A 21292-nucleotide genomic window follows, 5' to 3' on the forward strand; every position below is an offset into this window, starting at 1 on the left:
CCTGCTTTTTTTTGCCGATCGATACAGGCATAGTAGCGATAAATGAACATGAGCAATATAGCAAACAGTACTATTTTAAGATAACCAAGAGGAGTTTATATGTTTACTGTGATTTTCGGCCGTCCTGGCTGCCCGTACTGTGTCCGCGCAAAAGAGTTGGCTGAACGACTGAAAGAACAACGTGATGACTTTGACTTCCGTTATGTTGATATTCACGCAGAAGGCATCACGAAAGCTGATCTGGAAAAAACGGTTGGCAAGCCTGTAGAAACGGTTCCACAGATTTTCGTTGATGAAAAACATATCGGTGGCTGCACAGATTTCGAAGCGTATGTAAAAGAACACCAACTGTTGCCATAAACAAACCTCACGTTCTACTTTGTTGCTGTAAAAATAGCGGGTGATTATTATAACTGTTGACCAGATTGGTTTGTGCAAAAAATGTTATTTTCATCAAACTGAAAAAAATTTGTATTTTTTTCTTAATCACAAAGAACTTTCTTGCCAAATCGTAGTCTGACTTAATGCCACTGCTTTTCTTTGATATCCCCATATTGAGGAACCCGATAGTTCATCCATTTTGGTTCAAGACTATCGGGTTTTTTTATGGCCTGAAAAAATTGCCTAAAAGATATGACTTTCAACAACACATCACCGATTCTACTGACGCTCAAACTATCAAGCATGGGTACTACTACAAGGCCAAATTAGAGGGTAATATTATATATATCAATAGGTTGTTAATTTTTCATCATTATGACAACCCGATATTTTCTTGATGGAAATATAAACGAAAAATAAATAACACACATAATTAAGACAATTATTCTTTACTCACAAACCAAGCAATTTTACTCTCTTGCGTCCAACTATCGTGATGTACATAAATAAATGACTATATGTGAGGCCCGATTTGTTAGAACAAATGAACCATAATCTGTTTACTTTTTTCAATGCTACGCCTGAATCATCACCTATCATGATTGTAATGGCTATTTTCATTGCGAAATACCTGGTTCTTATTTTCCCTCTGACATTGGCTAGTCTCTGGTTTTGGGGTTCAGAGCGTGCTCTTTCCCGTCATCGGATTATCGTCAGTAAAACCGCTATGGCTTGCTGTTTTGCTATGCTAGCCTCATTCTGTATCGGTTTACTCTGTCCTCACGACCGCCCTTTTGCCGAAGGTTTTGGTTACAATTTTCTTCCCCACGCGCCAACAACCTCATTCCCAAGTGATCACGGGACAATAGTCTTTACTTTCGCTTTATCCTTTCTGTTCTGGTACAGAATGTTACCTGGCTTATGTCTGATGGCAACCGCATTGGCTATCGCATGGTCCAGAGTCTATTTAGGCGTTCATTGGCCAATGGATATGGTTGGGGCCTTTCTCGTCAGCTTGATGGGATGTGCTTTTACACAAATGGTATGGACTCTGTTCGGCGAAAATTTGCAAAAAAGATTACACAACCTGTATCAGCGCTGCTGCTCTTTTCCTATCCGGAAAGGTTGGATAAAAAGCTAGCAACACACTGCCAATAATCCAGACTCACAAAAGTATGGGTATTTATGCCAGCACAGTGTTTTTAACAGACAATATACATGCAACTTAATCATCCCAGATAAGCAAACTCCGTCTTAATCAAGATCTTCTTATTAGAAATTGCTGGCTAATTTCACACGCAAAGATGAACATTAGTTAAACAACAGGATAATATCCCACATCCTATTTAACATTTATTTGCCTTTAAATTCAGCTCAACTCTTTTCATAAATCAAGAAAACCTGTACAAATTACTATGCAAATAGATATATAACGAAAGAGATTATTAAAATTTGATCAAAGAATGGTTAGTACATATTTCATGCATATTATTGATGCTATCAATCTGTTATTCTGGTTTTATATATATCTTTCACAAAGATACAAGCATGGTACAGGATATACATATTTTCATATCTGGTAACAAATTGATATTTATCAATTTATTAACTCTTACTTCTATTTGTCGTTTCCATTCATTAATATGTAAACAAAAGAAAGGAAATAGCGAAAACATAAGAGAATAATGAGAGTTGAGTAATAGAGAAATTAAGGTTATAATTTGACCTTATTAAAATTGGTAATACTCAGGTAACAATTACACTAAATCTCGTAACATGATGACTTTTCGGGATATATTATACATTTGGGATGATGATCACGGTACTATTCACTAAAAATCGCTATCTTGCCGCTATCAAAAGTCTGGCTTTAAAATTTCCAGACTTTCTTTCAAAAGAGAAAGTAAAGCGAAAATTTTGGCTTACTCATTTAAAGTCTGATTTTCGACCAAGGCGATAATAAAAACGTTTAAATAGAAACCAGAGATATTTAAAGAATTTATATTTATAAAGAAAGAGTTAGGCCACATGCATTTGCATGCATGTGGCGTTGTAATTTTATTTTTTAATTTACCGCGTTATTCTCGGAGATACCTATGGATATGACTCAAACAGGTACGATCGCTTCCCCGGCTACCAGCCCAAGCGATTATAAAACCTGGCGTAAATCAGATACAGTATGGATGCTTGGCTTATATGGTACCGCGATTGGTGCTGGTGTGCTGTTTCTACCTATCAACGCAGGTATTGGTGGTCTACTGCCACTGCTGGTAATGACACTGCTGGCTTTCCCAATGACATTCTTTGCTCACCGCGGAATGTGCCGTTTCGTTCTGTCCGGTAAGAATCCAGGTGAAGATATTACCGAAGTGGTAGAAGAGCACTTTGGCAACCTGGCAGGTAAACTGATCACCCTGCTCTACTTCTTCGCTATCTATCCGATTCTGCTAGTTTACAGTGTTGCTATTACCAACACCGTAGACAGCTTTATTGTTCATCAATTGCATCTGCCCTCTCCACCTCGTGCCCTTTTGGCTCTGATCTTGATTGTTGGCATAATGAGCATCGTTCGTTTCGGTGAACAAGCTATCGTTAAGGCAATGAGCGTACTGGTATTCCCATTTGTTGCAGTTTTGATGCTACTGGCGTTTTACCTGATCCCTAACTGGAACACCGCCATCTTCGAAAACATCACCATTTCTGCTGCGGGTGCAAGCCATGGACTGCTGGTTACTCTGTGGCTGGCGATCCCAGTCATGGTGTTCTCCTTTAACCACTCACCAATCATCTCTGCGTTCGCGGTAGCAAAACGTGAAGAGTATGGTGAGAACGCTGAGAAAAAATGCTCACGCATTCTGTCATACGCTCACATCATGATGGTTATAACCGTCATGTTCTTCGTATTCAGTTGTGTATTGAGTTTGTCTTCAGAGAACCTGGCAGAAGCCAAAGCACAAAATATTTCTATTCTGTCTTATCTGGCTAACCACTTTAATACACCAGTGATTGCCTACATTGCTCCGTTTATTGCATTTATCGCAATTACCAAGTCTTTCCTTGGTCATTATCTGGGAGCTCGTGAAGGTTTTAACGGTATGGTTGTTAAGACACTGCGCGACCAGGGCAAAACCATTGAGCCTAAAAAGCTGAATCGTATCACGTCCATTTTCATGTTAGTGACCACATGGATAGTCGCTACCCTGAACCCGAGTATCCTGGAAATGATCGAAAGATTGGGTGGTCCGGTTATCGCAATGTTGCTGTTCATTATGCCAATGTATGCAATCCGTAAAGTCCCTGCCATGCGCAAATATAGTGGCAAACTGAGTAACGTATTTGTCGGCTTCATGGGGCTAATTGCTATCTCCGCCGTCCTTTACTCGCTATTTGCATAATCAACGCCCGGTTGCTGCCTTCTTCTGCGGGCAGCAACCGAATAACGATATCAGCCTGCTGATTCTCAATATCAAAACACCTGAGTCAGTAAGCAGAAAAATTTAAACTATACTGCCCACTTCACCCAATCCTCTTGCTGCTCGTCATATTGCCACAGGTCGTCTTCGTCGAAATGTCCACGCTCCTCTATCGGTACCCCCTGCTGTTCCTCCTCTTCCCATTGTTGCCGCAACTTATCTGTTAAGATATAAGGCGTCTTGGTGGCGACTTCTCCAGTAAAAGGAAATCTATTCCCGGCGTCCTCCAAGCGGATAAACTTGGCATCAGTGGGAATATTCGAGATAACCACGGCCTCAGTCGCTGACGGAAAGAGAATATAACCATTAATCAAAGGGAAATATCGTGGTAAACCCGGTTTATGCGGTGGTGGAATGATGTCAACCGCATTCCATGAAAGAAGATAATCCAACCCCTCATCTTTATTGGGCCCCATTGGATAACCTTGGTAAAAATAACGATTTTGAACTGAATAACTCCCCGTCAATACATAGGCTATATAAAAATAGTAACTAACCAGATCTATTTCTTCTGTTCTGAACGTACCGAATATTGAATGCAAAGGAAACGTTCCCATGCCACCAAGGAGACCAAGAACCTCATACTGTTCATCGTGACCATACTGATCAATATATTTTCCCGTCTTGATTTTCGACACCTGCATATCCGTCAAAATATTATCGTGTCCATTACTTGAGTTGAATCTATATCGACCGTAAAGAAAGTGCAGACTATCCTCATAAATGTAAGTAAATTGCTCTTGATTAAGAGTACGGAGAGGATCGGGTTTATCTGTCCATCGCTTATCAGCGCCTAAATTATTGCGATTTCCGAAACGGATGGAAAGCTCCATCGGATCAAGATATGACATATAACCACCTTTTCATCACAAAATAGTGGGCACATACGCCCATTAAAAAACGATAATTATTTCCTTTTTACGCATATTAATTATTTGATAAATATAAAAATCACCCCGACATCATTTAACCTTAATATTGAAATAGTTAATCATATCTCTATCTTATACGTTAATGATTTTTTTAAAGAATAGACGAACAATTCACAAAGGAAAAGATTTTTTGTAAAAAATATATAAAACACCTCATTTACATTGATATTCATATAAATTTCAAACAAATAAAATAACCATATTTATTTACAATAATTAAAAATATAACCTAGTTTTTTAATTATAAAATCAATCATTTTAAAAAAATACATTACCAATAATATTTTAATTTCACCCAATTATATACACTCTACAAAGTTACAATTATTTTATATTTATCACATTAACAATATACTTTACATTCTTTTAACAAGATAATTCTATATATCAGATGATTACATTATTTTTCAAAAATTATTTGACAACATCTAAATGGCACCTATAGTTATATGTGTTAGACAAAATGTTATATGCCAATTAAAACCATTAACTGCCCTATATTTTTAGTACTAAAAAAATTTCTTATGTAGATTGCTTTTATAGTAGAAGTACCAACCACCTTATATTTCTCAAGAGAATGCTTTTACATTCTTTACCTTGGGAAAATATAAGTTAATTTATTAATTAGATTATATTTTGGAGTTTACATTATGATTAACGACATGCATCCTTCTTTAATGAAAGATAAAGACCTGGTAGACGATGTACTCTTACGTAGCTGTAAAATCATTGGCATGAAGGTTATGCCTGATAAAGCTATGCAAGTTATGGTGACTGTATTACTCCTTGATGGCGTATCTGAAGAAATGCTGTTGAAGTGGAATCTTATGGATAATAGAGGCATGGCTATTTATAAGGTTCTTATGGAAGCTCTTTGCGCCAAGAAAGATGTGAAGATAGGAACAGTAGGAAAAGTCGGACCTCTCGGCTGCGATTATATTAATTGCGTAGAAATCTCTATGTAAAATAATTGCTTGTTGTTAAATGTTTGGGCTAAATAATAATTCCTAATATAAAATCGATCTGATTAAAGCGATTTAATGAATTGCAAAATACAATACTGCTGCAATAGGATATTTGGCACAACATTTTTCAGGTAGAATGATACCGATTTTACAAAGACGCATTCTATCAAACTTAAGGCAGAACGTAATATTAATGTTCTGCCTGCCATTATTATATTTAACACCATCTAATAGAGGAATATAAATTTATAAAAAATAAATTTATCAAAAGATTAAAATCAATTTACCTGACTATATACTCCCCGAAGAAAATATTAGAAATAATGATTACCCAAGCTTAAGTCTACTTTACTCCCCCAACAAAATAATATCCTTTTAAAATAATCTATAAAAGAACACATATCATCAACGCAAGCTTTGAACAAACGCATAACAACATTTACCTTGTTATTCACCATTAACATTTCATAACTAAATATAATTATTTAAATAATATGTTTTCATTGTAATTATTAACACAAAATCATATATGTTAATACTATTAAAACTAAAATATATTTTATCGAATTAATTTCAAAGTTTACAATTATATATTCATATGAAAATTATAGAACACAAATAATCACCTAATATTTAAATAGAATGTCCGTTGAAAAGTACAAACCAGAAAAGATGAGATAAATCATTCATCACACACTATACCTATTCGCCAATTTAAGCTTGCTTTCCATACAAATGATTTATTAATAGTAATACCCAGCATCAATAACGCCTCTGAAAATAGATTATTAATTTCGCCTATTCAAAGAGATAGAGACAAACACTAATATTATTTTTTGATTATCGTTATACCTTTGATTATTATGATTCTAACCCTTTAGAGGAAATATATTATTGGCGGCATTTTAACAACATCAATAATTATATAACACAGATAAACTTTTAATATAGATTACAATTACCAATTACCTTATATTTCTTCGGCGGCAAAATTATTGGCCCGCACATTTGAGTAATAAGAATTTATTTTTAACTACATTAAACTATAGGATTAATACAATGAACTTTACACATCCTTCTGTAACTGGTGAAGTGGCAACAGAGAGTAAAACCGAGCAACCTTCTCCTTCTCAGGCTCCTAATTATTATTTCGCTGTTGGCACCGTAACTTCAGTTCAAGCTGCACCTGATCAAAACCAATTGCAAATTAATGTTACTATGCAATTCCCTAACGGCAAATTTAACTATATCTTATGGTGGAATGCACAAGACTACAGAGGTAACGCACTCTATCATCTTCTTTTGAATGCTTGCGGTAGTAACAAACGTGTGAATATAACCTCTTCATCAGTCGTTTCTCCTGGTGGTTACAATTATATCTACAACGCAACATTACTGGCTTAATATAAAGTTATAAGCCACCAAGTAACTGCGCTGAATACCGCATTGTTACAATAAGATTTGGTACAACATTTCTCTGGTAGAATAAGGTTTATGTTTATACAAAGCTAAAAGAAGCTTGTTACCAGATACTCCGTTCTCCAGGCAGAACCGAAAGTTCAAAGTTCTGCCTGTTTTGGCATTATTTCTTAAAATTTATCTTAATAAATAATAATTTATTTTCAACAATACCAATTTGAATTTCTTAGTTCAACATTCACTTAATTTAAATATTATGTAAAATAAAAACAATAACAGATCACAAACTAATTACAATATATTTACTCACCATATATTTAATAACGGTAACAATCGTATATTAAAGTAATTTCATTAGTTCTATTTTACAACTCAGATGTTTTAATTTATTAATAATTAATTTCACATCTAATACTATCTATAAAATAATAAAAAACAATTTAAAGCTGTTTTCTTGACAAACATCAATAAAACTTACTACTATTTTTAGTGCATGAATATCTATTTTTCTTTTATTTATTACCCTTTATAATAATAGGTGATTACATGTCAAAAGAAAATCAACGCATTAAAAAACCATCCTCAGGTTATGCAACGGATCATTTCTATGATGGAGCATGGCACAGAGCCGTCAAATTCGTTGAGGGCAGTGTTGAATTTTTTGATGTTTACGACGTCATTTTTGAAGGAATTACTCACCAATCCCCACCGATATTAGTTTCTGAGAATATTATTATTATTCCCTTAGAAAAAGATGAAGTCGCATGGAACAGTAAAATAGAAATATATGGCGCTATTGGCACTGGAGAAAGTGAGAAAATTTTTTCTGATGGTGATGCGGTCCGACCTTTTGCTGGTGAACTTGATACTTCAAATCCTCATGAACCACTGGTCATTTTCGAAGGAGGCAATGTTAGTCGTTTTTCCAATTACACAGCCAGTGTCAATGGCGTTGAATATGGCGGCTTGATTATAGATCCACAGAGAAATTCAATATCACTATTGCGCCCTCTGGAAACGGGGAAGCTGCACGTATTTGGTAAAACTGAAACTGGCAAAAATGTCACCGTCTTTGAAAAAGATACTGAAGGTGAAAATAAACCGCTTAATGGATGGGTAGAGCTCCATGATGTAGCGACATGTATTCTATTCAGAAGTGGCGATTTGACTGAATTTGCTGATAGTTATGAACTCAGATATGAAGGAACATCAACCCACGATTATCGCGGTTTATCACCTACGCATATTCGATATCAGAATATTGGTCATCATGTTAAAACTGAAGTCGAATTATGGGCTTACTGGAAAGATAAACCTAATGGCGTTTTATTATTCAAAGGCCGGTATAATGGTTCTTCCGTAAAAAGCAGCGGGGATTGTTCTCTGGAAAAAGATAAATAAATGTAAAACGTGCGCGGCAAAAATGCCGCGCCCTGAGCCAAGAAGGATATATCTGCTGCATGTTGACGATCGAACTTATCTTCCCACATGAATCACATGCTTAAGTTAAATCAACCAAAAATAGCATTAAACCAACCGCTAACTTTCATGACAATCAAATCCCAAATACGACTGAAAAACCCCCCTTTCTCAACAACATCTTTAACAACTAAAGGTCGCTGCTCAATGACTTTATCGCCTAATTGGAAATTAATCACACCGACAACCTGGTTTTTCGTCAAAGGCGCTTCCAATGGTGTTTGATTCAACGTGTAACTGGCTTTCAGATTTTTCAACTGACCGCGTGGAATCGTGATTGCTGCGTCTTTTTCCACACCAAGAGCAACATCTGAGCGAGCACCATACCAAACCTTTTCTGAAACAAACGGTTCACTGGCTTTAATTGGTGTCACCGTTTCATAAAAACGAAATCCCCATAAAAGTAACTTTTCGCTTTCAGCGAAACGAATCCGATCACTTGGTGCGCCCAGCACAACGGAAATAAGCCGCATTGGCCCCTCTGTCGCTGAAGCAACCAAATTATGACCGGCACCGCTGGTATAGCCCGTTTTCACACCATCCACATTCATATTTTTATTCCACAGCAATCGGTTACGATTAGGCTGTCGAATGTTATTAAAGGTGAACTCTTTCTCTTTATGAAGGGCATATTCATCAGGAACATCACGGATCATGGCTTGACTCAATACCGCCATATCACGAGCGGTACTGAATTGACCTTCCGCATCCAATCCATGAACAGTACGAAAATGGGTATTAGTCAACCCAAGTGCTTTTGCATAATTATTCATCAGACTAACAAATGCATCCTGACTACCTGCCACATGATCAGCTAAAGCAATGCTGGCATCATTACCAGACTGAATAACAACACCGCGATTTAGGTTGATCACTTTTACCCTGTCACCGGGTTTAAGAAACATTAGAGAAGAACCTTTCAGTATCGGATTACCCGTCGCCCAGGCATCCTTTCCGACCGTAACCAGATCTTCCGGTGTGATTTTTCCGGCTTTTATCGCCTGACCGACAACATAGCTGGTCATAATTTTTGTCAGACTAGCGGGATCAAGCCGCTCATCAGGATGACCAGAAGCCAGAATTTTACCGCTAGCATAATCCATCAACACATACGCTTTAGCCTCCACTGGAGGAACAACAGGTTCATCCGATGCATAAGCACTGGTATTGACAACTAATATAGCTGACAGCACCGCAGTAACACATTTCATCACCATAGCCAAACTGTTCTTCATCACCCTTCCCCCTTTTATTTACAAGAAAAATGTCAGATTTCTATTAATATAAGATGTTGTATGACAAGAAACCAATGTAAATGTAATAGTGCAAAGATTGTTCTGACCATTGATTTTAATTTAATCTGATAAGACATTCATAGATAGCAATTTAAATGATTGTCTAATTACCCTGATGCAAGGAGAAACCCATGTTGACCATTTGGGGCCGTAAAAACTCTTCCAATGTAAAGAAAGTGCTCTGGTGCCTGAAAGAGCTGAATGTGCCATACAACCAGATAGATGTTGGCGGTAAATTTGGCAAACTGAATGACGCGCAATATCTGAAAATGAACCCCAATGGACAAATTCCCTGTTTGCAAGAAGGTGATTTTATCTTGTGGGAATCTAACGCAATTGTTCGTTATCTTGCCGCGAAATTTGGTGAACATCTGCTTTATCCGCAAGATCTACAAGAAAGAGCAAATGCAGATAAATGGATGGATTGGGTCGGTTCACATTTATTTCCCTGTATCAAACAGCTAGTGTTAGGCTTTGTTCGCACACCTGAAACCGAACGGGATCAAAAACAGATAGAACAAACACTGGCTGAAATTGCAAAACTGATAAAAATAGTAGATAACACCTTGGCAGAACAGGAATTTCTTTCCGGAGACAAATTTGGCATAGCTGATATTGCATTCGGCCCCATGATTTATCCTTGGCTTAACGTTCCCATCCAACGTCCATCTCTGCCAAATATTGAACGCTGGTACCAACTGATGGCAGCAAGACCCGCGTTCAAAGAGATCGTCATGATTGAATTAAGTTGAGAAAAATCAGCTCATTGGCATCCATCTAGGGTCCGGATATTGATACTCAAACCCTAATTGCTTACAAATACGGCTGCCATCAACAATCCTGCTCTCCACCTGAGTGACTTCTCTAGCAAATTCAGGTGGAATTAAATCAAGCTGATTGCTGGCTTTAGGATAAAACTCAGCTTTGGTTGGATGAACAGGCGCACATAAATTATAAATATGCCCCCCTCCAGTCCGCTGAATTAACAGATTAATAGCTGAAATAACATCATCCTGATGAACCAGATTTACCGGCTGATCCCCGCCTTTTAGTTCCTTTTTCCCCGCCAGAAAACGCCCGGCATGACGACCACTCCCCACCAGCCCAGCCAAACGCAAAATATCAACGGTAATATTTGGCAATTTGTGCAACCAATTCTCTAATTCAACCAATGCCTGAGCTGACGGTGTTTCAGGGCAAAAAGGGGCATCTTCATTCAGATTACCGACAATAAAACCATAAACAGAAGTAGAACTGGTGAAAATAATCCTTGGTACAGAATACGATAGGGCAGTATCGACAATTAACTGAACTGCCTTAACATAGTTATGACTGCCACCCGCCGTGTGGCTTGCTGGTAAAGTGATAATCAGCACATCAGCGACCATCAACTGTTCCAAATCATCAAGCGCACAATTAATTTGGGGTTCCAGTTGTAACAAATAACATTCGATACCAGACATACGCGCTGCTTCTACACCATCTGACGTCGTTTTACTGCCAACAACCTGCATACCGCTACGGCTCAATGCTTTAGCTAATGGCATCCCCAACCAACCCAGACCGATAATGGAAACTTTTTTCATCATCACCCCTTCTTATGCCTGATGTTACTTTGATTATGCTGACAATCTGAACATTAAGCCACTGTTATTATTAATCCTGTATTTTTCTTATGAAAAACAATATTTCAAATAAAAACAAGAGATTATTACAATAAAAATTTATCGCTAAAAAAATTGATTGCTTTTAGCCTGCCAAATCGTATAGGTTGAATAGCAAGCAGAAAATTTAATCACTGTGGGTTAGCCAACCAAAGCAACCAGCAGCAAATGGTAAATACTAAAAATAGTCAATGTAAAAAAGAGAAGCCCATTATGATCCGCATTCAATTCAACCATCATCATCACCATCATCCTGATTAGTCTTTCAGGCTGCTGTGTGCTGGAAGACGTTTAGCGGGTCTTCCGGTGGCATGAATGCAATACAAAACCCTCGGAAGAATTCTTCCGGGGGTTTTTTTTATGTCTCCAATTTTAAATAGGGATAAAAATGTTAGATAAATCACGTTTACGTATAGCGATGCAAAAATCAGGTCGATTAAGCGAAGATTCACGCGAGTTACTGGCTCGCTGCGGGATTAAAATCAATCTGCAACAACAACGCCTGATTGCATTCGCGGAGAATATGCCAATTGATATCCTGCGGGTACGTGACGACGATATCCCAGGGCTGGTTATGGATGGCGTCGTTGATCTGGGCATGATTGGTGAAAATGTGCTGGAAGAAGAGTTGCTAAATCGTCGTGCTCAGGGAGAAGATCCTCGTTATTTCACTTTACGCCGTCTTGATTTCGGCACTTGTCGTCTTTCACTGGCAACACCCCTGGATTACAACTATACCGGCGTTGAATGTCTGCAAGATGCCCGTATCGCTACCTCTTATCCTCACCTGCTAAAACGCTATTTTGATCAGAAAAAAATCCACTTTAAATCCTGTCTGCTGAATGGCTCAGTAGAAGTTGCGCCCCGGGCCGGTTTGGCAGATGCCATCTGTGATCTGGTTTCAACCGGTGCAACTCTGGAAGCAAATGGCCTGCGGGAAGTGGAAGTTATCTACCGTTCAAAAGCCTGTCTAATCCAACGTGATGGCGAAATGCCCGCCGAAAAACAGCAATTGATTGACAAGTTAATGACCCGCATTCAGGGGGTAATTCAGGCCCGTGAATCCAAGTACATCATGTTGCACGCACCAAGTGAAAGACTCGAAGAAGTGATTTCTCTGCTACCGGGTGCAGAACGTCCAACTATCTTGCCGCTGGCAGGCGATCAGAGCCGCGTTGCCATGCACATGGTGAGCAGTGAGACTTTGTTTTGGGAAACAATGGAGAAACTTAAATCCCTTGGCGCCAGTTCCATTTTAGTTTTGCCGATTGAAAAAATGATGGAGTAAACAAGATGACTACCCGTTTCGAAACCTTGATTCGTTGGCAGGAATGTAATGCTGAACAGCAAAGCAATTTGCTGACACGCCCTGCTGTTGCGGCTTCAGAAGAAATTTCCCGCACAGTGGAACACATTCTGAATGCAGTCAAAGCGGATGGTGATAACACTCTGCGGGAACTCAGCCAACGTTTCGACAAAACCACTATTAAAAATATCCGTATCTCGCCGGAAGAGATAGAAGCCGCAGAGAACCGCCTGAATAATGAAATTAAACAGGCGATGCTGCAAGCAATGAATAATATCCGCGTTTTCCACGAAGCGCAGAAACCAGTGGAGATTAACGTGGAAACTCAGCCTGGAGTCCATTGCCGACAAATAACACGGCCCATTGATTCTGTCGGGTTGTATATCCCCGGAGGTTCCGCGCCATTACCTTCTACCGTTTTGATGCTCGGAACGCCTGCCAAAATAGCGGGTTGCCGTAAAGTAGTACTCTGTTCTCCGCCACCGATTGCCGATGAAATTCTCTATGCCGCCAAACTGTGCGGAATTACGGAAATATTCCAGATTGGCGGAGCGCAGGCCATTGCCGCTATGGCATTCGGAACAGAATCCATACCCAAAATAGATAAGGTTTTTGGTCCTGGTAACGCTTATGTCACTGAGGCTAAAAGACAAATTAGTCAGCGAATGGATGGTGCCGCTATTGATATGCCTGCCGGACCATCGGAAGTGCTTATTATTGCTGATGAGGGGGCAAATCCTGTATTTGCTGCTGCCGATTTACTCTCACAAGCAGAACATGGCCCGGATTCACAAGTCATATTGGTCACTCCTAATGAGAATCTAGCCAAAAAAGTTATAGCGGAAATCGAAAAACAGCTTATCCAGCTTTCCCGCAAACAGATTGCCGCCAAAGCACTGGAACACAGCCGCATTATTGTGACAAAAAACCTGCAACAGTGTATGGAAATCAGTAACCGCTACGGCCCTGAGCACCTGATTATTCAAACTTGTCAACCAGAACAGCTGGTTGAAAAAATCACCAATGCCGGCTCGGTTTTCCTTGGCGACTGGTCGCCGGAATCTGCGGGAGATTACGCCTCAGGAACCAATCACGTCTTACCAACCTATGGCTACACCTCAACTTATTCCAGCCTTGGTCTGGCTGATTTCCTAAAACGGATGACGATTCAGCAACTCACTCCGCAAGGGCTACTGAACTTATCCAAAACTATTGAAACACTGGCGCAGGCAGAACAACTGACTGCTCACAAAAACGCCGTCACTTTACGCGTGGCTGCACTAAATATTGCAGATAGGGAGTGCACATGAATAACGTTTTTGATGCCAATCTATTGGCACGCGAAAATATCCGCAACTTAATACCTTATATGTCCGCCCGTCGCCTCGGTGGCAATGGCGATGTTTGGTTGAATGCCAATGAATACCCACTGGCACCTGATTTCCAATTCACCGGGCAAACACTGAACCGTTATCCTGACTGCCAGCCTGCATCAGTTATCCGCCGTTATGCTGCCTATGCCGGTTTGCAACCTGAGCAGGTGCTGGCCTGCCGTGGTGCAGATGAATCCATTGAGCTACTGATCCGTGTCTTTTGTGAACCCGGACAAGATGCTGTGCTGTTCTGCCCTCCGACTTATGGTATGTACAGTGTCAGCGCGGAAGCTTTCGGTGTCGAACAAAAGAAAATTGCCGCACTAGAAAATTGGCAACTGGATATCGAAGCGATCGCAAATAACCTCGACCGGGTAAAGCTTATCTATATCTGTAGCCCTAATAACCCAACAGGGAACGCGATTAACCCTGATTCACTGCGTAAAGTTCTCGAACTGGCCGCTAATCGCGCAATTGTCACTATTGATGAAGCCTATATCGAGTTCTGTCCGGAAAATAGTATCGCAAGCTGGCTAAAAAACTATCCGAATTTAGTCATTTTGCGAACCCTCTCGAAAGCTTTTGCTTTAGCGGGCTTACGCTGTGGATTTACTCTCGCTTCTGTGGATATCATCACTCTGTTATTAAAAGTCATTGCGCCTTATCCGCTTTCCACGCCTGTTGCGAATATTGCAGCACAGGCACTGACAGCAGAAGGTATTGCCGTTATGCAAAAACGGGTCGTAGAAATCAGGGAGAACCGCGACTACTTGCAGCAAGCTCTGAATAAATTGGCCATCGTTGAAAACGTATTTCCCAGTGAAACCAACTACATACTGGTGAAATTCTATGACACCGAGACCATTTTCAGGACATTATGGCATCAGGGCATTATCCTGCGCGACCAGCGCAAACAGCCCGGATTGGATGGTTGCCTGCGGATCACCATAGGCACCCGTAAAGAGTGTGAGCAGGTGGTTGCAGCCATCAGCACCCTTTCCACTAAAAATGAACAGCAAAAGGAAACCGCACGCTGATGAACCAGAAACTCCTTTTTATTGACCGGGATGGCACACTGATCACTGAACCATTAACAGATTTTCAGGTTGATCGCCTGGACAAACTGGCATTGGAAGCTGATGTTATTCCTGCTCTGCTTGCCCTGCAAAAATCAGGTTTCAAGCTGATTATGATCACTAATCAGGATGGCCTTGGTACCAATAGCTTTCCATTGGAACAGTTTGAACCGCCACACAACCTGATGATGCAGATTTTTAGTTCTCAAGGGATCCACTTTGACGAAGTGTTAATTTGCCCGCACAAACCAGAAGATAACTGCAATTGCCGTAAGCCCAAAATAAAATTGGTAGAAAAATATCTGACGGAAGGCTTGATGGATACAACTAACAGCTATGTTATTGGTGACCGGGAAACAGATCTGCAACTGGCTGAAAATATAGGGATTCAGGGGTTACGTTACCATCCGAAAAATCTTGGCTGGCGAACCATAAGTGAGCAACTAACCCGTAAAGATCGCCATGCTCACGTTCAGCGAGTGACAAAAGAGACTTCCATCAATATTGACGTTTGGCTCGATCATGAAGGTAACAGTATGATCAATACCGGTGTCGGATTCTTCGACCATATGCTGGATCAGATTGCTACCCACGGTGGTTTCCGTATGCATGTCCAGGTTAACGGCGATCTCTGTATTGATGATCACCACACTGTTGAGGATACCGGTCTGGCTCTCGGCGAAGCGTTAAAGCTGGCTCTGGGAGATAAACGAGGCATCTGCCGCTTCGGTTTTGTGTTACCGATGGATGAATGTCTTGCCCGCTGTGCTCTGGACATCTCCGGTCGCCCTCATCTTGAATATAAAGCGGAATTCAAATACCAGCAGGTGGGTGATCTGAGTACCGAAATGGTTGAGCATTTCTTCCGTTCACTCTCTTATGCAATGGCCTGCACACTGCACCTGGAAACGAAAGGCAGCAATGATCACCACAGAGCGGAAAGCTTGTTCAAAGTCTTTGGCCGGACACTGCGTCAGGCAATTCGGATAGAAGGCGATACACTGCCGAGTTCCAAGGGGGTCCTATGATGAAAGTCGTCATTCTTGATACTGGCTGCGCTAACTTGTCATCAGTAGTTTATGCCATCCAAAAATTAGGCTATAAGCCTGAAATCAGTCTGGACGCAGCAACGATCCTGGCCGCAGATAAATTACTTCTGCCCGGCGTCGGCACAGCGGGTGCAGCAATAGATCAACTGAAACAACGGGAACTTATCCCGTTAATTAAACTACTGAGCCAACCGGTGTTAGGTATTTGCCTTGGTATGCAGTTATTCGCTGCCACCAGCGAAGAAGGCAATCATGTCATAGGTGATAATGTCACCCTGCTTGAGCTTTTTGACTCACCGGTCAAAAAAATGGCTACCAATGGGCTTCCGTTGCCTCATATGGGCTGGAATCAGGTTCTGCCACAAGCCGGGCATCCTCTATTCCATGGTATTGAAGACAATAGCTATTTCTATTTCGTTCATAGTTACGCGATCCCGGTGAATACCTACACAATCGCTCAGACTGAATATGGCAATAGTTTCAGCAGTGCCATTGCTAAAGATAACTTCTTTGGTGTGCAGTTTCACCCTGAACGTTCTGGTGCCACCGGAGCCAGGCTATTAAAGAATTTTCTGGAGATGTAAACGCAATGATTATACCGGCATTAGATTTGATTGATGGTCAGGTCGTAAGGTTACATCAGGGAAATTATGATCAACAGCGGGATTATCAATATGATCCTCTGTCCCATTTTCAGCAATATGCTCAACAGGGAGCAAAACTACTCCATCTGGTCGATCTGACTGGAGCTAAAGATCCATCAGCCCGCCAAACGCCTTTACTGCGAAAGTTACTTTCGGCTGTTTCCGTGCCTGTTCAGGTCGGTGGCGGCATCCGTACAGAAGAAGATGTAAAAACATTGCTTAATGCCGGGGCCAACCGGGTTGTCATTGGCTCCACCGCCATAAAACAACCGGCATTAGTTATGCAATGGTTTGAACGTTATGGTGCAGAAAACATTGTGCTGGCACTGGATATACGCATCAATGACGCAGGTATGAAACAGGTTGCTATCAATGGCTGGCAGGAAAATTCATCTGTCACGCTAGAACAGGTTGTTGAACAATATCTGCCTTTGGGACTGAAATATGTCCTGTGTACCGACATCTCCCGCGATGGCACGCTGAATGGCTCGAACATCGAACTCTATCGAGAAATTTGCCAATGCTATCCGCAAATTGCGTTTCAGGCTTCAGGAGGTATTGGCACGTTAAATGATATCGCCTCTCTGCCTGCCAACGGTGTAGCCGGAGTGATTATTGGTCGTGCATTACTCGATGGGAAATTTACACTAACGGAGGCAATTCAATGCTGGCAAAACGCATAATCCCTTGTCTTGATGTTCGTGATGGGCAAGTGGTTAAAGGTGTTCAGTTTCGTAACCACGAGATCATCGGTGATATTGTTCCACTGGCTCAACGCTATGCAAAAGAAGGTGCCGACGAGCTGGTTTTCTACGATATTACCGCCTCATCTGATGGACGAGTGGTAAATAAAAGTTGGGTAGCCAGAGTGGCAGAAGTGATTGATATCCCTTTCTGCGTCGCCGGTGGCATTAAAACCGTCGAAGATGCAGGGAAAATCCTCTCGTTTGGGGCAGATAAAATCTCTATCAACTCCCCTGCACTTACTGACCCAACTTTAATTACCCGTTTGGCGGATCGTTATGGCATTCAATGCATCGTCGCAGGAATTGATAGCTGGTTTAATGAAAGCACCGGCTGCTATCAGGTTTATCAGTTTACCGGGGATGAAAAACAGACCACAGCGACTCAATGGCAAACCCTCGATTGGGTAAAAGAAGTACAACGCCGTGGTGCCGGCGAAATCGTACTGAATATGATGAACCAGGATGGTGTCTGCAATGGCTACGATCTGACGCAACTAAAACAGATACGCGACGTCTGCCATGTCCCTCTCATTGCCTCCGGTGGTGCGGGGGCACCAGAACACTTCCTCGACGCTTTTAAACAGGCAAATGTCGATGGTGCGCTCGCCGCATCAGTATTTCATAAACATATTATTAATATTGGTGAATTGAAACAGTACCTTGCACAACAAAACGTGGAGATAAGAACTTGCTGACCGAACAACAAATCGAAGAATTGGATTGGGAAAAAGTCACCTACATGATGCCGGTTATCGTACAACATGCGGTATCTGGTGATGTCCTCATGATGGGTTATATGAATAAAGAAGCCCTTAATACCACTATCAACTCGGGTAAAATCACTTTCTTTTCCCGTAGCAAACAGCGTCTGTGGACCAAAGGTGAAAACTCCGGCCATTTTCTTAATTTGGTCAATATCTACCCTGACTGTGACAATGATGCCCTGTTAGCACTCGCTGACCCGATCGGTCCTACCTGTCATTTTGGTACAAACAGCTGCTTTGCTCCGGCACAAACTGAATGGGGATTTCTCTATCAGCTTGAAAAATTACTGGCTGACCGTAAAACCGCAGACCCTGACCACTCATACACCGCAAAGTTATATGCCAGCGGTACTAAACGAATCGCCCAGAAAGTGGGTGAAGAAGGTGTAGAAACCGCTTTGGCCGCGACGGTTAATAACAGAGAAGAGCTAACGAATGAAGCCGCAGACCTGATGTACCACCTGATGGTTCTTCTCCAAGACCAAAATCTGGATCTCAGTTGTGTCATTCGCCGATTACGGGAAAGGTGAGGCAGTTGGCGGTTAATATGTAAAGCTGATACCGCCATTGATTTAAAAGATCTCTACAATGGCGATAAGCTGACCATTTCCCGCCTGGGTCTCTATGGATAAACCAGATCACATAGCCGCTTTGAAGATTGCAACGATTTCTTCATGGGTAGCCTGAACGGGATTAGTCAAACAACAGATATCTTCCAAGGCATTTGTTGCCATCATTGGTAAATCTTCTGGTTTGACATTCAGTTCAGCCAAACCAGCCGGAATGCCAATATCTTTTGACAACTGACGAATTTCAGCAATACATGCCGCCGCCCCTTGCTGATCATTCATCGTTCTTACATCTACCCCCATAGCAGCCGCAATGTCTTTCAAACGACCAGCAGACACTCTGGCGTTGAACTCTTGAACATGCGGCAATAAAACAGCATTACATACACCATGGGGTAAATCATAGGAACCACCCAACTGGTGAGACATGGCATGAACATATCCAAGCAATGCACTATTAAATGCCATACCTGCCAAAAATTGTGCATAAGCCATGTTCTCACGGGCTTCTATGTTACTCCCATCTTCTACTGCGTGACGCAGAGATTGGCTAATCATCGTGATCGCTTTCAACGCACAAGCATCCGTTATTGGATTAGCCCCAAGAGAGACATAGGATTCAACCGCATGAGCCATTGCATCCATTCCGGTCGCTGCGGTTAAACTTTTCGGCATTCCCACCATCAATTCCGGATCATTCACGGACAAAACAGGTGTGATATTTTTATCAGCAATAACCATCTTTACCTGGTGCTCCACATCCGTGATAACACAGAAACGCGTCATTTCTGATGCGGTACCCGCAGTAGTATTGATAGAAATTAATGGCAAATGTGGCTTAGATGAACGATCAGTACCTACGTAATCCCGAATATCTCCACCGTTAGCTGCCACTAACATGACGGCTTTTGCGCAATCATGTGGTGAACCACCACCTAAAGAAATAATGCAATCGCTGTTATGCTGACGCAGAATATCCAAACCTTCAAAAACGTTAACCGTCGTCGGATTCGGATGAGTCCCATCGTAGACCACACTCTCAATACCCACATCTGCCAGCAAAGATTGAACTTTTGCTACTATTCCAATTTCATTTAAAACATGGTCAGTCACAATAAATGCTTGCTTATAACCATAATCTTTCATCGAATTTACCGCTTCAACCAGACAGCCCACCCCTATCATATTTACCAATGGCATAAAAAAATTCGTTGTCATCATTAGCAACTCCTTAATATTAAAATAGTTTTAATATGAAAACATAAACAATTCTCTTGCAACAAATATAAATAATAACTCTATTTAAGTCGTATAACTTAAAAAATATAAATATATACCTCGATAGAATCAGATGATATCCATTCAAATGCCAGCTTTATAACCTTTCTGGTTGGTAATATGTCTTAATATAAATATAATAAATCCAATAATTGAAAAAGATCATATATCAATTCATTACACTATTGCTTAGGAGTTTATTTTGTCCTCTAACGAAATATTTAACCGTCTGACTGTGTTACTGGATGATCATCATGCCCGTTATCGGGTGATGAAACATCCAACCGCAGGGCGCTCTGAAGACGTTGCAAAAATCCGTGGTACACAACTTGGACAAGGAGCTAAAGGATTAGTTTGTCACGTTAAAGGAGAAGGATTCCGTCAATATGTACTTGCTGTACTGCCTGCGGATCAACAAGCTGATCTCTTGTTACTGGCAAAACAGCTCGGTGGCACTCGTGCATCCTTGGCAAGTCCTAAAGAAGTTTCCGAACTAACCCAATGTGTGTTCGGGGCTATTCCTCCTTTCAGTTTCCATCCAGATCTAAAACTGGTTGCAGACCCTTTATTGTTTGAACGTTTTGATGAACTGGCCTTTAATGCCGGCAGCCTTGAATACTCTGTCATTCTCAACACCAAAGATTATCACCGAATTGCACAACCTGAACTGGTGAATTTTCGGCGGACCGAATAAATACAATTACGGAAAATTAAAGTGATAATAGGCCGATTGAAGTTGAAGAAATGTCATGAGTAAATTTCATTGCTAACTTAAGGTAAGCAAATAATTCTCAATTCAATGACGGAAAATTAATTAAATAGCCTATAGAAATAGGCTATTTAAGATAATACTTTAAGCTTTTTCATTTAAAGAAGTAA

Annotated in this window: 21 protein-coding genes and 1 other annotated feature; of the genes, 17 read left to right on the plus strand and 4 right to left on the minus strand. The window is 40.8% G+C overall.

All coding sequences use genetic code 11. From position 1 onward, the window contains the following. Window positions 1-99 precede the first annotated feature (99 nt). The 3 genes from ACGF7G_RS03215 to ACGF7G_RS03225 all read left to right on the plus strand — a co-directional run bounded on the left by ACGF7G_RS03215 (window position 100) and on the right by ACGF7G_RS03225 (window position 3776). Window positions 100-360 (plus strand): GrxA family glutaredoxin, encoded by a 261-nt coding sequence (locus ACGF7G_RS03215; RefSeq protein ID WP_133814509.1) that lies wholly within the window; start codon window positions 100-102, stop codon window positions 358-360. Between the two features lie 565 nt (window positions 361-925). Next, window positions 926-1522 carry an undecaprenyl-diphosphate phosphatase gene (gene ybjG / locus ACGF7G_RS03220; RefSeq protein WP_387463591.1) on the plus strand — a complete coding sequence of 199 codons (597 nt, stop codon included), beginning with the start codon at window positions 926-928 and terminating at the stop codon, window positions 1520-1522. Between the two features lie 955 nt (window positions 1523-2477). After that, window positions 2478-3776, plus strand: a complete 1299-nt coding sequence (locus tag ACGF7G_RS03225; RefSeq protein ID WP_387463492.1) for an HAAAP family serine/threonine permease — start codon at window positions 2478-2480, stop codon at window positions 3774-3776. A 107-nt stretch (window positions 3777-3883) separates the two neighbouring features. Here the strand turns inward: ACGF7G_RS03225 and ACGF7G_RS03230 are convergent, their stop codons facing one another. Further along, window positions 3884-4705 (minus strand): hypothetical protein, encoded by an 822-nt coding sequence (locus ACGF7G_RS03230; RefSeq protein WP_387463494.1) that lies wholly within the window; start codon window positions 4703-4705, stop codon window positions 3884-3886. Window positions 4706-5436: 731 nt separating this feature from the next. Between ACGF7G_RS03230 and ACGF7G_RS03235 the strand changes: the two genes are divergently transcribed. The 3 genes from ACGF7G_RS03235 (at window position 5437) to ACGF7G_RS03245 (ending at window position 8571) form a co-directional block, all read left to right on the plus strand. After that, on the plus strand, window positions 5437-5751 hold the full coding sequence (locus tag ACGF7G_RS03235; RefSeq protein ID WP_133814506.1) for a Cro/Cl family transcriptional regulator: 315 nt from the start codon (window positions 5437-5439) through the stop codon (window positions 5749-5751). A 1059-nt stretch (window positions 5752-6810) separates the two neighbouring features. Beyond that, window positions 6811-7155, plus strand: a complete 345-nt coding sequence (locus tag ACGF7G_RS03240) for a hypothetical protein (protein ID WP_133815022.1) — start codon at window positions 6811-6813, stop codon at window positions 7153-7155. A 561-nt stretch (window positions 7156-7716) separates the two neighbouring features. Further along, window positions 7717-8571 (plus strand): hypothetical protein, encoded by an 855-nt coding sequence (locus ACGF7G_RS03245; protein WP_387463496.1) that lies wholly within the window; start codon window positions 7717-7719, stop codon window positions 8569-8571. A 110-nt stretch (window positions 8572-8681) separates the two neighbouring features. Here the strand turns inward: ACGF7G_RS03245 and ACGF7G_RS03250 are convergent, their stop codons facing one another. After that, on the minus strand, window positions 8682-9884 hold the full coding sequence (locus tag ACGF7G_RS03250) for a serine hydrolase (protein WP_387463498.1): 1203 nt from the start codon (window positions 9882-9884) through the stop codon (window positions 8682-8684). Window positions 9885-10075: 191 nt separating this feature from the next. On the opposite strand from ACGF7G_RS03250, the gene ACGF7G_RS03255 reads away from it, so the two are divergent. Next, window positions 10076-10696, plus strand: a complete 621-nt coding sequence (locus ACGF7G_RS03255) for a glutathione S-transferase family protein (protein WP_387463500.1) — start codon at window positions 10076-10078, stop codon at window positions 10694-10696. Window positions 10697-10702: 6 nt separating this feature from the next. Here the strand turns inward: ACGF7G_RS03255 and ACGF7G_RS03260 are convergent, their stop codons facing one another. Then, the gene (locus ACGF7G_RS03260) at window positions 10703-11530 is read right to left on the minus strand and encodes an SDR family oxidoreductase (protein WP_133815374.1); all 828 of its coding nucleotides are present in this window, start codon (window positions 11528-11530) and stop codon (window positions 10703-10705) included. Window positions 11531-11821: 291 nt separating this feature from the next. Between ACGF7G_RS03260 and hisL the strand changes: the two genes are divergently transcribed. The 9 genes from hisL to hisIE all read left to right on the plus strand — a co-directional run bounded on the left by hisL (window position 11822) and on the right by hisIE (window position 19096). Beyond that, window positions 11822-11869 carry a his operon leader peptide gene (gene hisL, locus ACGF7G_RS03265; protein ID WP_152552705.1) on the plus strand — a complete coding sequence of 16 codons (48 nt, stop codon included), beginning with the start codon at window positions 11822-11824 and terminating at the stop codon, window positions 11867-11869. Further along, window positions 11845-11969: a sequence feature (His leader region), on the plus strand. It overlaps the preceding gene by 25 nt. A gap of 27 nt (window positions 11970-11996) precedes the next feature. After that, window positions 11997-12896, plus strand: a complete 900-nt coding sequence (gene hisG / locus ACGF7G_RS03270) for an ATP phosphoribosyltransferase (RefSeq protein WP_387463501.1) — start codon at window positions 11997-11999, stop codon at window positions 12894-12896. A gap of 5 nt (window positions 12897-12901) precedes the next feature. Further along, complete coding sequence (gene hisD, locus ACGF7G_RS03275; protein WP_387463502.1) at window positions 12902-14224, plus strand: histidinol dehydrogenase; 1323 nt, start codon at window positions 12902-12904, stop codon at window positions 14222-14224. Beyond that, entirely contained in the window at window positions 14221-15324 is a 1104-nt protein-coding gene (gene hisC, locus ACGF7G_RS03280; protein ID WP_387463503.1) for a histidinol-phosphate transaminase, read from the plus strand. The genes hisD and hisC overlap by 4 nt, the downstream gene beginning before the upstream one ends. After that, window positions 15324-16391, plus strand: a complete 1068-nt coding sequence (hisB, locus tag ACGF7G_RS03285) for a bifunctional histidinol-phosphatase/imidazoleglycerol-phosphate dehydratase HisB (RefSeq protein WP_387463505.1) — start codon at window positions 15324-15326, stop codon at window positions 16389-16391. The genes hisC and hisB overlap by 1 nt, the downstream gene beginning before the upstream one ends. Beyond that, window positions 16391-16996, plus strand: coding sequence for an imidazole glycerol phosphate synthase subunit HisH (gene hisH, locus ACGF7G_RS03290; protein WP_133815376.1), 606 nt, complete (start codon window positions 16391-16393; stop codon window positions 16994-16996). Before hisB ends, hisH begins: the two co-directional genes overlap by 1 nt. Before the next feature lie 5 nt (window positions 16997-17001). After that, a complete protein-coding gene (gene hisA / locus ACGF7G_RS03295; protein WP_387463507.1) occupies window positions 17002-17739 on the plus strand; it encodes a 1-(5-phosphoribosyl)-5-[(5-phosphoribosylamino)methylideneamino]imidazole-4-carboxamide isomerase in 738 nt (245 codons plus the stop codon). Continuing rightward, entirely contained in the window at window positions 17721-18497 is a 777-nt protein-coding gene (hisF, locus tag ACGF7G_RS03300) for an imidazole glycerol phosphate synthase subunit HisF (RefSeq protein ID WP_387463509.1), read from the plus strand. The genes hisA and hisF overlap by 19 nt, the downstream gene beginning before the upstream one ends. Next, on the plus strand, window positions 18491-19096 hold the full coding sequence (hisIE, locus tag ACGF7G_RS03305) for a bifunctional phosphoribosyl-AMP cyclohydrolase/phosphoribosyl-ATP diphosphatase HisIE (RefSeq protein WP_387463510.1): 606 nt from the start codon (window positions 18491-18493) through the stop codon (window positions 19094-19096). The genes hisF and hisIE overlap by 7 nt, the downstream gene beginning before the upstream one ends. Before the next feature lie 108 nt (window positions 19097-19204). Here hisIE and yiaY read toward each other — a convergent pair whose 3' ends face one another. Further along, window positions 19205-20356, minus strand: coding sequence for an L-threonine dehydrogenase (yiaY, locus tag ACGF7G_RS03310; protein ID WP_387463511.1), 1152 nt, complete (start codon window positions 20354-20356; stop codon window positions 19205-19207). A 259-nt stretch (window positions 20357-20615) separates the two neighbouring features. Here yiaY and ACGF7G_RS03315 point away from each other — a divergent pair, with 259 nt between their 5' ends. Then, the gene (locus ACGF7G_RS03315; protein ID WP_387463513.1) at window positions 20616-21107 is read left to right on the plus strand and encodes a YbaK/prolyl-tRNA synthetase associated domain-containing protein; all 492 of its coding nucleotides are present in this window, start codon (window positions 20616-20618) and stop codon (window positions 21105-21107) included. Window positions 21108-21292 lie beyond the last annotated feature (185 nt).

Origin of the sequence: Photorhabdus sp. RM323S, from assembly GCF_042879375.1 — a bacterium.
Classification (GTDB): Bacteria; Pseudomonadota; Gammaproteobacteria; order Enterobacterales; family Enterobacteriaceae; genus Photorhabdus; species Photorhabdus tasmaniensis.